This is a genomic window from Glycomyces albidus (assembly GCF_009451885.1).
GTDB classification, from domain to species: domain Bacteria; phylum Actinomycetota; class Actinomycetes; order Mycobacteriales; family Micromonosporaceae; genus Glycomyces; species Glycomyces albidus.
Genome location: NZ_WIAO01000052.1, coordinates 13996 through 27149, shown reverse-complemented (window position 1 = coordinate 27149; position 13154 = coordinate 13996). Strand labels below are relative to the sequence as shown.

The following is a 13154-nucleotide window of genomic DNA, read 5'->3' as shown; positions in this document are numbered from 1 at the left end:
CGGTCATGCTCGGCGGCGACAGCGCCGCGGTTCCCGGCTGCGGGAGCGCGGTCCCCGGCGGGGGCGCCGCGGGCGCGGATGGGCTCGGCGGCTGCGGGGCGAAGCCCGGCTGCGGCGGGACGGCCGGCGGCGTGCTCATGCGCCGGCGGACCGCGAGCGTGTCGCTCTCCTCGGTCGGCGGCTGCTGGTACTGGCCGGGCTGGTACCGCTGGGTGTGCTCGGGCGGCGGCTGCTGGTCGCTCATGCGGCTCCCTTAATCCCGGTACTTCGTGGTCAGCGGCGCCGCGTCCATCGCCAGCGGCTCGGCGAGCCACTCGTCGTAGGCCGCCTGCCAGCGGCCGTCGGCGATCATCGCCGCCAGCGCGCCGTTGACGAACCGCGCGAGGTCGGTGTTGCCCTTCTGGAACGCGATCCCGTACGACTCCACCGAGAACGCCTCGCCCACGACCTCGAGGGTCGGGTCCTGCACGGCCATGCCCGCGAGGATCGTGTCGTCGATCGCGACCGCGTCGACGGTGCCCTGCTGGAGCAGGACCAGGCAGTCGTTGAAGTCGGGGACGGTGACCGGCTGGACCTCGGGGTTGACCTTCACGATGTTCCCGACCGAGGTCGAGCTCGCGCCGGTGCACACGAGCTGGTCCGAGGTCATCTCGGCCAGACCGGCGATCTCGGAGTCCCTGCTGACGAGCAGGCGCTGGCCGGCGTGGTAGTACTCGGTGGAGAACTCGACGTTCTGCCAGCGCTCGCAGGTGATGGACATGGTGCGCACGACCATGTCGACGCGGTCCTCGGCGAGGGCCGGCTCGCGCTCGCCGGAGGTCATGGGCACCCAGCGGACCTTCGTCGCGTCGCCCATGATCGCCTGGACCATCGCGGTGGCGATGTCGATGTCGAAGCCGGCGAGGGTGTTCGTCTCGGGGTCGCGGTAGCCCATGAGGTTCGTGGACTGGCTGATGCCGATGCTGATCTGGTCGGGGTTGTCGAGCGTGGCGCGGGCCTGCTCGGCGGTGACCGAGCCGGGGGAGTACGAGGCGAGCGGGTCGCAGCTCGTGTCGGGGTCGGAGGGGCTCGCCTCGGGCGCGAACTCGATGCCCTCCGGGAGGGGCGTGGGCACGTCCACCTGGGGCGGCTCCATGTTCGCCGGGCCGGTGCAGGCGGTCATGACGAGGCAGGCGGCGGCCGCGGCCACCGCGGTTCTTGCGAATCGAATCATGCGTAGTACTCCGCCACTCGCATCTGGATGCCGACGGCGGCGCTGATGAGCGCCGCCAGGGACAGGGCCGCGAGGCCGGCCGCGGCGCCCGAGAGGGACCGCTGGGCGTCGACGGTGGCCTCGGCGAACCGGTCGGCGCTGGTCGCGGTGGCCGCCGTCAGGGCCTCGTTGAGGGCGTTGAACGAGGTCTGGAGGCTCGCCTCGTCCTCGCCGACGGCCAGGGCGACCGCCTCGGTGTAGGCGCCGTCCTGGGCGAGCTTGACGACTTCGCCGTGCCCGTTGCTCCAGGCCGTGGCCGCGTCGCGGGCGGCGTCGATGTCCGCCGAGAGGCCGGCGTCGCCGCTGAAGGCCGCGTCGAGCTGGTCGAGCAGGCCGCCCTCGTCGGCGAGTTCGCTCATGTGCTCGGCGTACCGCTCGGCGGCCTTCGGGTCCTCGCCGCGGGCGATGAGCAGGAGCGACTCCTCGGCGCGGGCCTGCTGGGCGGCGATCTCGGCCTGTGCGAGCAGTTCCAGCGGCCGCGATCCCTCCTCATGGGACCTGCCGGTGTGGCTCGCGGACGCGAAGGACGCCATCGCGAGCCATCCGGCGAAGACCACGAGCAGGACCGTGGCGCCGACGAGGCCGAGGTTGAACGTGCGGTTCGTCTTGCGCGAGAGCCACATCTGGGCCCACACGAGGGTGGCGAGCGCGGCGACCGCGAGCGCGGCGGCGGCGTACGGGAACGCCGAGGCGTCGTCGCGGGACTCGGTGAGCTGGGCGAGCGCGTTCTCCTGCAGCGTGTGCGCGGACGGGAGCATCTCCTCGCGCATGAGGGTGGACGCCTGCTCCTGGTAGGTCGCGCCGACCGGTTCGCCGAGCCGGTTGAAGGTCCGGGCGGTCTCGACCAGGCCGGTGTAGACCGGGAGCCGGGCGTTGAGCCGGGCGACGAGTTCGACGTCGGCGGAGGCGGTGACCTCGCCGGCGGCGGTCGCGAGCGCGACGGTGGCGTCGCGCATGGCCGTCCGGTAGGCCTCGTTCATCTCCTCGGACGGCGTGCCGCCGGTGAGGTACGAGGAGGCCGCGGTCGCGTCGGCCTGCGAGAGCGCCTGGTAGAGCTGGAGTGCGGCCACCGAGAGGCGCCCGGACTGGCCGGTGGTCTCCTCGATCACCGCGGACTTCGCGAGGATCGAGGTCATGCCGGTGATCCCGGCGCCGAGGATGAGCGCGGCGAGGACCGCGAGCACGCCCCTGAGCTGGCCGGGCGTCTGCCGCAGGGCGGCCGCGACCCGGTCGATCCGCGGCCCGGGAGGCGCGCCGGCGGCCGGCAGCGCCGCGGGCCCGCCCGCAGGCGGGGCCTGGGTCGGAGCTGGAGGGGACTGGACCGCCAAGACTGCTGCTCCTCAACTCGAATTCGACTCGCGGATCTCCGCCGTGCGCGCGTCACCGTGGCTGGAGTGTCGGGGGACTCCCACATGGTATCGGCCCGCGGCAACGGACGCGGGCTGCCGCCCTGTCGCGTCCGGCGGCGGTACGGTGGGCACCGTGCAGCATGCGGAAGCGACGCCCCCGAACGCCCACGGACCCTCTGATGAGGACGATGCCCGGTGGATGGCGCGGGCCTGCGACCTCGCCCGCCGGTGCCCGCCGTCGCAGACGGCGTTCAGCGTCGGCGCGGTGATCGTCGCCGGCGGCCGGGTCGTCGGCGAGGGCTGGTCGCGCGCCGAGGGCCCGCACGACCACGCGGAGGAGGTCGCGCTCCGCCAGGCCGGGCCCGCCGCGAAGGGCGCGGTCGCGTACTCCTCGATGGAGCCGTGCGCGCGCCGCTCGTCGCGGCCGAAGCCGTGCGCGGTCCTGCTGTGGGAGGCGGGCGTCGCGCGCGTCGCGTACGCCCTGCCCGAGCCGGCGAACTTCGTCGAGGCGCCCGGCGGCGACGCGTTCCTGCGCGGGAACCGCGTCGTGGTGACCGTGATGCCCGAGTTTTCGGCGGCGGCCGAGCGCCCGAATTCGCACCTCCTATAACCTGAACCCATGAGGCCATTGAGCAGTGCGCCGATCATCGGCGCCGTCGAGGCGGCCGCCTGGACGGACGCGGTCCGCATCGACGTCCGGTGGACGCTCGGCGGGCCCTCCAAGGAGGCCGAGTACGCCGCCGGGCACCTGCCGGGGGCCGTCTGGCTCGACTTCGACCGGGACGTCTGCGGCCCTCCGGGCCCCGGAGGCCGCCATCCGCTGCCCGATCCCGAAGCGCTCCAAGCGGTCCTGCGGGCCGCCGGAATCGACGACGGCTCGCCGGTGCTCGTCTACGACGACGGCGACGGCATGTCCGCCGCCCGCACCTGGTGGACGCTGCGCTGGGCCGGCATCGAGGACGTGCGCGTCCTCCTCGGCGGCTTCAAGGCGTGGACCGACGCGGGACTGCCGGTAGAGACGCAGGCCCCGGCCTCGTCGACGCTTGCGAGCGGTGAATCCGCACAGCGGCCCGAAGGGAACGTGACGGTCCGGCCCGGGAGCCTCCCGGTGCTCGACGCCGACGGCGCGGCCGCCTGGGCCGCCGAGCACGACCTCGTCGACGTGCGCGCCCCCGAGCGCTACCGCGGCGAGGTCGAGCCGATCGACCCGGTCGCCGGGCACATCCCCGGCGCGGTCAACCGGTTCCTCGGCGAGGACGACCTCGGCGACGTCGACCGCATCCGCGCCCGATACGAGTCGATCGCCGAGCCCGCGTTCTACTGCGGCTCGGGCGTCGGCGCGGCCCGGAGCGCGCTCGCGCTGACCGCCGCCGGCCGGCCGACGCCGCCGGTGTACATCGGATCCTGGAGCGAGTGGAGTTCGGGCGGCCGCGAGGTCGCGCGCGGGGAGGAATCATGAAGCGACTCCTGATCGCCGTCCCGGCGGCGCTGCTGCTGATCCTCGGCGCGTGCAGCGACGAGACCGGCCCCGGCGCCGAGCCGGCGGACACCGCCGCGAACGAGCCGTCCTCGGCCCCGGAGGACACCGCGCCGGTCGAGCTCGACCTGGCCGACGCCGCGGGCGCGTGCCCGTACATCGACTCCGCGCTGCTGAACTCGACCACCGGCGAGGACTTCCGCTTCGCGTCCGGCGGCCCCGGCGAAACCGAGGGCGAGGAGGGCGCGCCCGCGCAGCTCACCTGCGCCGTCCAGACCGGCGAGGCCGCCTACCCGGACCTGACGCTGTTCATCATCGGCACCGACGCGACCGTCGAGGTCTACGAGGACGAGCTCGCCGACGGCACCGAGGCGGTCGACGGCCTCGGCGAGGCCGCCTACTGGATCGTCCACACCGAGGACACCGGCGCCGGCCCCGCTCTCGAGATGGGCTGGTACGACGGCGGCACCATCTTCGAGATGCGCTACACGACCCCCGCCGGCACCGACCCCGCCGTCGTCGAGGGCCTCGTGGCCGGCTTCACCGAACTCGCCGTCGGCATCGCCGCGGCGCACGCCGAGGCCGCCGGCTGACAAGAGCGAGGGAAACGGCCGCCGGACCCGGTCCGGCGGCCGTTTCCGCCCGCACGCGAGCGCCCTCCCCGCCGGGGGTGCGGGGAGGGCGCTCAGGTGCGGAGTGCAGTTCGGGGGGTTTCGGGCGGTGCTCTCCGAGAGTGGAGCTACCGCGCAGAAGAAACCGTTTCCAACGCTTTGGACAGCCTACTCCCCGGTATGGCCCCGGTCAAGAGTTCGACGGCTGCCTGAACGGCGTCTCGATTGGATCGAGACGCCATGGGGCGCAAGCGATCCGGACTAAACGACCGGAACGGCGAAGATCTTCGCGGCGTCGTCGACGGACAGGCGCAGCGACCGGGTCGCGGACTTCACCGCGACCTCGCCCTCCTGGCGGTCGATGACGACCTCGGCGCCCGGGTCGACGCCCGCCTCGTGCAGCGAGGCGAGCAGGTCCGGGTGGGTCTGGGCCGACTCGCACAGGCGCGTCACGCGCACCCTCGCGCCGGGGGCGACCACGCTCATGGGCCGCTCGTCGATCTCGCGGACGGGCGGCACGGCCGCCGCGTCGAGTTCGTCGAGCCCGGGGATGGTGTTGCCGTACGGCGACCGGGTGGGGTGCTTGAGCAGCTCGTACACGCGCTTCTCGACAGTGTCGCTCATCACGTGCTCCCACTTGCAGGCCTCGTCGTGGGCCTCGGTGTAGGACATGCCGATGACGTCGACCAGGAGCCGCTCGGCGAGCCGGTGCTTGCGCATCACCGCGACCGCCTGCCGGCGGCCCTCCTCGGTGAGTTCGAGGTGCCGGTCGCTCTTGACGTTCAGCAGGCCGTGGCGCTGCATCCGGCCCACGGTCTGCGAGACCGTGGGGCCGCTCTGCTCGAGCCGTTCGGCGATCCGGGCGCGCAGCGCCGGGACGCCCTCCTCCTCGAGCTCGAGGATCGTGCGCAGGTACATCTCAGTGGTGTCGACGAGGTCCGTGGTCACAGCTTCGTTCCTTCACTTTGTCCGCCCGCAGGGCACCGAGCGGGGTGGGTCAAGTAGCCGCCAGACCCCCTGTCTGCACCAATGGTATACGGCGATCAGGCCACGTAGTCGGCCAGCCGACCCGCGTAGTCGGGCTGGCGGAGGCGGTGCAGCGCGTTCTTCTCGATCTGGCGGACGCGCTCGCGCGAGAGCCCGAAATCGGCCGAGACCTCCTCGAGCGTGCGCTGGCGCCCGTCGTCGATACCGAAACGCAGCCGCAGCACGGTTTGTTCCCGCTCGGGCAGGGAGGCCAGCACGTTCGCGATGTGGCGGCGCAGCAGCGCGTAGGAGACGGCGTCGTCGCTCGCGCGCTCGCGCGGCAGGTGCGCGACGAGGTCGCCCAGCGCCGTCGAGTCGTCCTCGCCGACGGTCTGGTCCAGGCTCACCGGCTCGCGGTCGTACGACATGAGCTCGAGGACCTTGCCCGGGGTCGTGTCGAGTTCGCGGGCGATCTCCTCGTAGCGGGGCTCGCGGCCCAGCTCGGCCATGAGGTCCTGGCGGACCCGGTTCATCCGCTTGATCTGGTCGACCGTGTGGGCGGGGACCCGGATCGTGCGGGACTGGTCGGTGACGGCCCGGTTGATGGCCTGGCGGATCCACCAGGTGGCGTACGTGGAGAACTTGTAGCCCTTCTGGTAGTCGAACTTCTCGACCGCGCGGATCAGGCCCAGGTTGCCCTCCTGGATCAGGTCGAGCAGGCTCATGCCGGCGCCGGAGTAGCGCTTCGCGACCGAGACGACGAGGCGGAGGTTCGACTCGAGCATCCGCTGCTTGGCGGCGCGGCCCTCGGCCGCGACCCGGGCGAGATCGCTGCGCAGGTCGGGGTCGGTCGTCTCGGAGATCCGGCACTCGGCCATCAGGCCGGCCTCGATGGCCTTCGCGCACTCGACCTCCTCGGAGGCGGTGAGCAGCCGGTGCTTGCCGATGCCGTTGAGATAGGCGCGCACGGGGTCGCCGGAGTACTCGGTCGCCCGCTGCGCCGGACGCTGAGCCGGTCGCTGACGGATGCTGTCGACAGGTGCCATCGGATTCGCCTTTCGCTGCATTCCCTCCCGTGCGGGTGGGGGACCCGCACCAGGCCCGGCGGGCACCGGGCTTGGGAATACCAGCTTGCAGCGGATTCGGCGGTTTCAGATCCCCCGGACCGAAGGGTGGCACGAACCCGGGAGACACGATCAGAATTTCGGTTTCGGGGCCTCCCAGCGATACCTGATGGCCACCAGCCGTACAACGAAGATCGTCGCGATGGCGATCAGCATCAGCGTCCAGTGCCCGATCGCGGACTCCCACCGGGCGCCCACGGCCACGATCACCGATCCGACCGCCGCCGCCATCGCGTAGAAGTCCTCGCGCAGCACCGCCGGGATCTCCTGGACCAGGACGTCCCGCAGGATGCCGCCGCCGATACCGGAGAGTACTCCGACGATGCAAGCCGCGTAGACCGCGAACCCGTGGTCGAGCCCCTTCATGGTCCCGACCACGGTGAACAGCGCCAGCCCGGCCGCGTCGAGCACCAGCATCGTCGGCCGCATCCGCGACAGCGCCGGATGGAACCGGAACACCACCAGCGAGGCGACGACCGCCACGAGCGGGTACCGCCAGTCGGTCAGCACCAGGGGCCTGGCGTCGATGAGGATGTCGCGGACCGCGCCGCCGCCGAGGGCGCACAGCGTCCCGATGACGACCACGCCGAACAGGTCCAGCCGCTTGCCGACCGCCGAGCTCGCACCCGAGGCCGCGAACACCGCGGTGCCCAGCAGCTCGGCCGCCAGCGTCAGCGCGCTCGGCGCGATCTCGATCTCCACCTGTGCGTTATAGCAGGCAGACGCCGGTCACACCGCCGCCGCGGAGGAAGGTGAGAGCCGCTTCGCGCTAGTTCTGCATCTTCTCGTAGATCTCTTTGCACTGCGGGCAGATCGGGAAGCGGTCGGGGTCGCGCGAGGGGACCCACATCTTGCCGCACAGCGCCTTCACCGGGATGCCGTCGACCATGGCGGCCATGAGCTTGTCCTTCGGGACGTAGTGCGAGAAGCGCTCCTCGTCGCCGTCCTCGTAGGTGTAGTTCGGCTGGGTCTGGGTCTGCTCGTCGAGCAGGGTGGAACCGCCGCCGTCCAGACCACCGGTACCGGTCTCGGGAAGTCCGCTCACGTTGATTCACTCCTCATCGCGCGGGAAGATCCGTCAATCTTGCCACGCGGACCGCCGAACGGCCGACTCGCAAGCGCCGTCGGGCGCGCTCACTCCGAATCGATCATGGGCCGGTCGGGCGCCGGGAGCGTCTCCGCGCGGTGCTGGCGCCGGAAGAACGACCCGGGGCGCTTCACCACCCGGTCGTTCGCGAGCAGCACCGCCAGCCACGGCAGGACCGCCATGCCGGCGACCCCGAAGAGCAGCCACAGCCACAGGAGGGGGACGTCGGCCATGACGAGGATGCCGCAGACGATCACCAGAACCGCCCGGACGGACATCATCAGGACGTAGCGGACGGTCCGATACCGGCGCTCCTCTTCCAAGGAGAACCCCGCATCGGTGATGACCGCTGTCTTCTCGCGCCGACCCACCCTTCGAGCGTACGCCTGCGCCATGGGGCAGGATCGTGGGCATGAGAGCAGTCGTCCAGACCGTCGGCGAGGCCGAAGTCACCGTCGTCGAAGAGGGAGCGGTCGACGGCACCGTCGTCGGCGCGATCGGCGAGGGCCTCCTCGTCCTCGTCGGCGTCACCCACACGGATGGAGACGCCGAAGCGCGCTGGATCGCCGAGAAGATCTGGAGCCTCAGGATCATGGAAGGCGAGCGTTCCGCGTCCGATCTGGACGCTCCGATCCTCCTGGTCAGCCAGTTCACCCTCTACGCCGACACGCGCAAGGGCCGCAGGCCCTCCTGGAACGCCGCCGCGCCCGGCCCGGTGGCAGAACCCCTCGTCGAGGCCGTCGCCGGCCACCTGCGGTCCCTGGGCGCACACGTCGAGACCGGGAAGTTCGGGGCCATGATGCGCGTCCGCAGCGTCAACGTCGGCCCCAACACCATCCTCCTGGAGCGGTGAACGTGATCATCCCAATTCGGGGCGGCCAAGCGGGCGCCGCGACGGTGCCCGCCGCCTAAAATCAACCGGGTCCGTCGTCCCACCGGAAGGAGCCCGCATGATCCCGGCCGCCCCACCCGAATCGCTTCCGTCGCTTCGGGTCTGGCAGCGCAAGGCCATGGTCGCCTACCACCGGGGTCAATCGCGGGACTTCCTGGCCGTGGCCACCCCCGGCGCCGGCAAGACCACGTTCGCGCTGCGCATCGCCTACGACCTGCTCGCCGACGGCACCGTCGACACCGTCACCGTCGTGTGCCCGACCGAGCACCTGAAGACCCAGTGGTCGGGGGCCGCGGCCCGCTTCGGCATCCACCTCGACCCGGCCTTCCGCAACTCCGACGTCCACAGTGCATCCGACTACCACGGCGTGGTCCTGACCTACGCGCAGATCGGCGCCGACCCGGCCGTCCACCGCCGCCGCACGCTGGCGCGCCGGACCCTCGTCATCCTCGACGAGATCCACCACGCCGGCGACGCCCGCTCGTGGGGCGACGGCGTCAAGACCGCGTTCGACGAGGCCGAGCGGCGCCTGGCGCTCACCGGCACCCCGTTCCGCAGCGACGACAACCCGATCCCGTTCGTGGAGTACGAGGAGTTCGAGGACGGGGCGATGCGCTCGCGCGCCGACGCGACCTACGGCTACCGGGACGCGCTCGCCGACGGCGTCGTGCGCCCGGTCATGTTCATGGCCTACTCGGGCCAGGCCAAGTGGCGCTCCAGCGCCGGCGACGAGCTCGCCGTGCGCCTGGGCGAGCCGCTCACCAAGGACCTCACGAGCCAGGCGTGGCGGACCGCGCTCGACCCCGCGGGGGAGTGGATCAGCCAGGTCATCCGCGCCGCCGACCGGCGGCTGACGTCGCTGCGCGCCGCCGGCATGCCGGACGCCGGCGGGCTCATCATCGCCTCGGACCAGAACGCGGCACGCGCGTACGCGGGAATCCTCAAGCGCGTCACCGGGAAGAGCGCCACGATCGTGCTCTCGGACGACGCGGGATCCTCGGAGCGGATCGCGAAGTTCGCGGTGTCCGATGAGGAATGGCTCGTCGCGGTGCGCATGGTCTCCGAGGGCGTCGACATCCCGCGCCTCGCGGTCGGCGTGTACGCCACGAACGCGCACACGCCGCTGTACTTCGCGCAGGCCATCGGCCGCTTCGTGCGCTCGCGGCGGACGGGCGAGACCGCGTCGGTGTTCCTGCCGAGCGTCGTGCCGCTGCTGAGCCTCGCCGAGAACCTCGAGCGCGACCGCGACCACGTCATCAAGCCCAAGTCCGAGGACCAGGACCCGGAGCTGCTTCTGGAGCAGGCGCAGCGGGTCCTCAACGAGGGCACCGAGCTCGGCGGCCAGCGCGAGACCCTCGAGTCGAGCGCGGAGCTCGACCAGGTGATCTTCGACGGCGGCTCGTTCGGCCTGCCGGTGCAGGCCGGCAGCCACGAGGAGCAGGAGTACCTGGGCCTGCCCGGGCTGCTCACGCCCGAGCAGATCCACCTGCTGCTCCAGAAGCGCCAGCGCGAGCAGATGGCGAAGCAGAAGGGCGGCGGCGCGAAGACCGAGGTCGCCGAGCGCCCGGCGGCCGAGCCGCCGATGACGAACGCCCAGCGGCGCCTGAAGCTCCGCAAGCAGTTGAACGCGCTGGTGGGCGCCCGCTCCTTCGCCACGAACGAGCCGCACGGGAAGATCCACGCGATGCTGCGATCCAAGTGCGGCGGCCCCCCGAGCGCGCAGGCGACCATCGAGCAGCTCGAGGAGCGGATCGCCGAAATCAGATCGTGGTAGCGAAGCGGGCGATCGGATCAGGAGGCGCGGTCGGTCGCGGTAGTGAAGCGGGCGGTCCGCTCCGGAAGGTCGCCCATGGCACGGGCGGACGGCCTGCGCAGCCGAGATCGCCCATGGCAGTGGACCGGATCGCGCAGGTGCCACCGACCGAATTCAAAGCCGCACTTCCCCGGTGGCTCGGCTCAGCCGAGCAAGGCCATGCCCCCCGGTGCGATTCACCCGTTGGTGGCAACGCGAAAGGCCCGAGCGACGTCGCTCGGGCCTTTGCTCTTCAAGCCTGTGGGTGCGCTAGTTCTCCGAGGCCATGAGGTCGGTGCCGCGCCACTCGAATTCGGGGTCGGCGGTGAAGTCGATGGCGATCGGCACGAGCTTCTCGGCGAACTGGTTCGCGTGGTGGCCGCAGAAGACGAGGTCGCCGCCTTCGGCCAGGGTCACGCGAAGCTTTGCCGCGGCGCTACACCGATCGCAGCGCTCGCCCGCGATCGGACGTTCCTCCGTCTGGGGCGGGGGCGTCAGGGTGGATGTCATACCAGGTCCTCCGCTGCGTTCGGTCGAAATGGATTCTTTGACGGTCTGTTGACCGGCTCGTTCCGTTCAACGCCTGCACTGTACTACCTCTTCCCGACACTTCCCGACTGAGACTCGGCTCACTCGCTGGTGCGGTCGCGATAGTTGTTCCACACCGTAGCCCACGGAACGAGGATCGACAACCCGGCGTGTCTTTCGGTTACCCATCCGTTCGGGGGATACACCCCTGCTCCGAGCCTCGGGTTGTCCGCCTTTTCGCCTGCGGCGTTTGCCCACAGCGAAAAGTTCGGCCCCTAATCGAGGTAGTCGCGGAGCACCTGGGAACGGGACGGATGCCGCAGTTTGGACATCGTCTTGGACTCGATCTGGCGGATCCGCTCGCGCGTGACCCCGTAGACCTGACCGATTTCGTCGAGGGTCCGCGGCTGCCCGTCGGTGAGGCCGAAGCGGAGCCGCACGACGCCCGCCTCGCGCTCGGACAGGGTCTGGAGCACCTGCTGGAGCTGGCCCTGGAGGAGCGAGAAGGAGACCGCGTCGACGGCCACGATGGCCTCGGAGTCCTCGATGAAGTCGCCGAGCTGGCTGTCGCCCTCGTCGCCGATGGTCTGGTCGAGGCTGATCGGCTCCCGTGCGTACTGCTGGATCTCGAGGACCTTCTCGGGCGAGATGTCCATCTCCTTGGCCAGTTCGTCGGGGCTGGGCTCGCGGCCGAGGTCCTGAAGCAGCTCGCGCTGTATGCGGCCGAGCTTGTTGATGACCTCCACCATGTGGACCGGTATGCGGATGGTCCTGGCCTGGTCGGCCATGGCACGGGTGATGGCCTGCCGGATCCACCAGGTGGCGTACGTGGAGAACTTGTAGCCCTTGGTGTAGTCGAACTTCTCGACGGCGCGGATGAGACCGAGGTTGCCTTCCTGGATGAGGTCCAGGAACGCCATGCCGCGGCCGGTGTAGCGCTTCGCGAGCGAGACGACGAGGCGGAGGTTCGCCTCGAGGAGGTGGTCCTTGGCGCGGTCGCCGTCGCGGATGATCCACTCGAGGTCGCGGCGCATCTGCGTCGGGATCTCGCCGCCCTCCTCCTTGAGCTGCTTGAGGCGCTCGACGGCGTACAGGCCGGCCTCGATGCGCTTGGCGAGCTCGACCTCCTGGGCCGCGTTGAGGAGCGGGACCTTGCCGATCTGCTTGAGGTACGCGCGGACCGAGTCGGCCGAGGCCGTCATCTCGGCGTCCTTGCGGGCCTGCTTCAGGGCTTCGGAGTCCTCCTCGTCCCACTCGAAGCCGTCTTCCTCGTCGTCGTCCTCATCGTCCTTCTTGGACTTTCCTCGGGACGCCGTCTTCTTGGCGGCCTTCTTGCGGCCGGCCTTCTTCGCCGGGGCGACGGCGGCGGCCTCGGCCAGGGCGTCGTCGTCCTCGGCGGCGCTCGCGGCGAGGTCGGCCTCGTCGGGCTCCTCTTCACCGGGGGCGGCCTTCTTCGCGACGGCCTTCTTGGCGGCCGTCTTCTTGGCGGCGGCCTTCTTCGCGGTCTTCTTGGCGGCCTTCTTGACCGGGGCCTCGCCCTCGTCGTCGCCGGCTCCGGCGGCGGGGACCGCCTTCTTCGCGGCCGTCTTCTTCACCGCGGTCTTCTTGGCGGCCTTGGCCGTCGTGGTCCGAGAGGAGGTGGCGGTGCGGGCGGCCGGTACTCGCTTGCGCGTGGAGTTCGAGCCGTCGACGACCACGGTCACATCGGCCTCGGCGAGGGCGCGGAGGACCTTCTTGCCTTCGGCGGGGGAGGCCGACGCCGACTCGAGAACCTGGGCGACCGTCGCGGACGTCAGCTGCCCGTTGCTCTCTCGGGCCAGAGCGAGCAGCGAGTCGGTCAGGGAATTGACGTCTGTGCCGGTGGGACGTGCGTCAGTCACGAGCAACCTTCCGAGGCAATGGCGGGCACGGCGCAGCCGGGCTCCATAGCGGGTGAGCATTGGATATTGGGTCGGCAGCCCAGGTCGGCACAACGACCGGGCAGGCGTGAATTGTAGCGCCGAAATTCGCCTGCGGCCCGTCCGTGATGCCGTTTCGAGCTGTGTTTCCGCATTTTCAGTACTGCCGGAGCAGCGT

The 13154-nt window shown here is 71.1% G+C and carries 14 protein-coding genes and 1 pseudogene; 5 read left to right on the top strand and 10 right to left on the bottom strand.

Features of this window, described 5'->3' with window-relative positions; genetic code table 11:
- The 3 genes and pseudogenes from GFD30_RS24470 to GFD30_RS24460 form a co-directional block, all read right to left on the bottom strand.
- Positions 1-244, bottom strand: a pseudogene (locus tag GFD30_RS24470) (PQQ-binding-like beta-propeller repeat protein); the annotation flags it as partial.
- Positions 245-253: 9 nt separating this feature from the next.
- Positions 254-1213, bottom strand: coding sequence for a glutamate ABC transporter substrate-binding protein (locus tag GFD30_RS24465; RefSeq protein ID WP_153027768.1), 960 nt, complete (start codon positions 1211-1213; stop codon positions 254-256).
- Complete coding sequence (locus tag GFD30_RS24460; RefSeq protein ID WP_153027767.1) at positions 1210-2580, bottom strand: hypothetical protein; 1371 nt, start codon at positions 2578-2580, stop codon at positions 1210-1212. The genes GFD30_RS24465 and GFD30_RS24460 overlap by 4 nt, the downstream gene beginning before the upstream one ends.
- A 154-nt stretch (positions 2581-2734) precedes the next feature.
- On the opposite strand from GFD30_RS24460, the gene GFD30_RS24455 reads away from it, so the two are divergent.
- The 3 genes from GFD30_RS24455 to GFD30_RS24445 are packed head-to-tail and all read left to right on the top strand — an operon-like array spanning position 2735 to position 4671.
- Positions 2735-3211, top strand: a complete 477-nt coding sequence (locus GFD30_RS24455) for a deaminase (RefSeq protein WP_322633578.1) — start codon at positions 2735-2737, stop codon at positions 3209-3211.
- Positions 3212-3220: 9 nt separating this feature from the next.
- Positions 3221-4060 carry a sulfurtransferase gene (locus GFD30_RS24450; RefSeq protein ID WP_153027766.1) on the top strand — a complete coding sequence of 280 codons (840 nt, stop codon included), beginning with the start codon at positions 3221-3223 and terminating at the stop codon, positions 4058-4060.
- Positions 4057-4671 (top strand): hypothetical protein, encoded by a 615-nt coding sequence (locus GFD30_RS24445; RefSeq protein ID WP_153027765.1) that lies wholly within the window; start codon positions 4057-4059, stop codon positions 4669-4671. The genes GFD30_RS24450 and GFD30_RS24445 overlap by 4 nt, the downstream gene beginning before the upstream one ends.
- A 279-nt stretch (positions 4672-4950) precedes the next feature.
- On the opposite strand, the gene GFD30_RS28130 is transcribed toward GFD30_RS24445, so the two are convergent.
- From GFD30_RS28130 to GFD30_RS24420, 5 genes are all read right to left on the bottom strand, one after another.
- Positions 4951-5637, bottom strand: a complete 687-nt coding sequence (locus GFD30_RS28130) for a metal-dependent transcriptional regulator (protein ID WP_322633577.1) — start codon at positions 5635-5637, stop codon at positions 4951-4953.
- A gap of 95 nt (positions 5638-5732) precedes the next feature.
- Positions 5733-6701, bottom strand: coding sequence for a sigma-70 family RNA polymerase sigma factor (locus GFD30_RS24435; RefSeq protein WP_153027764.1), 969 nt, complete (start codon positions 6699-6701; stop codon positions 5733-5735).
- A 150-nt stretch (positions 6702-6851) separates the two neighbouring features.
- Positions 6852-7481, bottom strand: coding sequence for a trimeric intracellular cation channel family protein (locus tag GFD30_RS24430; RefSeq protein ID WP_322633576.1), 630 nt, complete (start codon positions 7479-7481; stop codon positions 6852-6854).
- Positions 7482-7548: 67 nt separating this feature from the next.
- Positions 7549-7791: a DUF3039 domain-containing protein gene (locus GFD30_RS24425; RefSeq protein WP_153027772.1), complete on the bottom strand. Its 243-nt coding sequence runs from the start codon at positions 7789-7791 to the stop codon at positions 7549-7551.
- A gap of 122 nt (positions 7792-7913) precedes the next feature.
- Positions 7914-8261 carry a DUF3099 domain-containing protein gene (locus GFD30_RS24420; protein WP_153027763.1) on the bottom strand — a complete coding sequence of 116 codons (348 nt, stop codon included), beginning with the start codon at positions 8259-8261 and terminating at the stop codon, positions 7914-7916.
- Between the two features lie 17 nt (positions 8262-8278).
- On the opposite strand from GFD30_RS24420, the gene dtd reads away from it, so the two are divergent.
- Together dtd and GFD30_RS24410 are read left to right on the top strand one after the other, a co-directional pair.
- Positions 8279-8719, top strand: a complete 441-nt coding sequence (gene dtd, locus GFD30_RS24415) for a D-aminoacyl-tRNA deacylase (protein WP_153027762.1) — start codon at positions 8279-8281, stop codon at positions 8717-8719.
- 97 nt (positions 8720-8816) lie between these two features.
- A complete protein-coding gene (locus GFD30_RS24410) occupies positions 8817-10532 on the top strand; it encodes a DEAD/DEAH box helicase (protein ID WP_153027761.1) in 1716 nt (571 codons plus the stop codon).
- Positions 10533-10820: 288 nt separating this feature from the next.
- Here GFD30_RS24410 and GFD30_RS28335 read toward each other — a convergent pair whose 3' ends face one another.
- Positions 10821-11060, bottom strand: coding sequence for a DUF7455 domain-containing protein (locus GFD30_RS28335; protein WP_091053111.1), 240 nt, complete (start codon positions 11058-11060; stop codon positions 10821-10823).
- 293 nt (positions 11061-11353) lie between these two features.
- On the bottom strand, positions 11354-13018 hold the full coding sequence (locus GFD30_RS24400) for an RNA polymerase sigma factor (RefSeq protein WP_153027760.1): 1665 nt from the start codon (positions 13016-13018) through the stop codon (positions 11354-11356).
- Positions 13019-13154 lie beyond the last annotated feature (136 nt).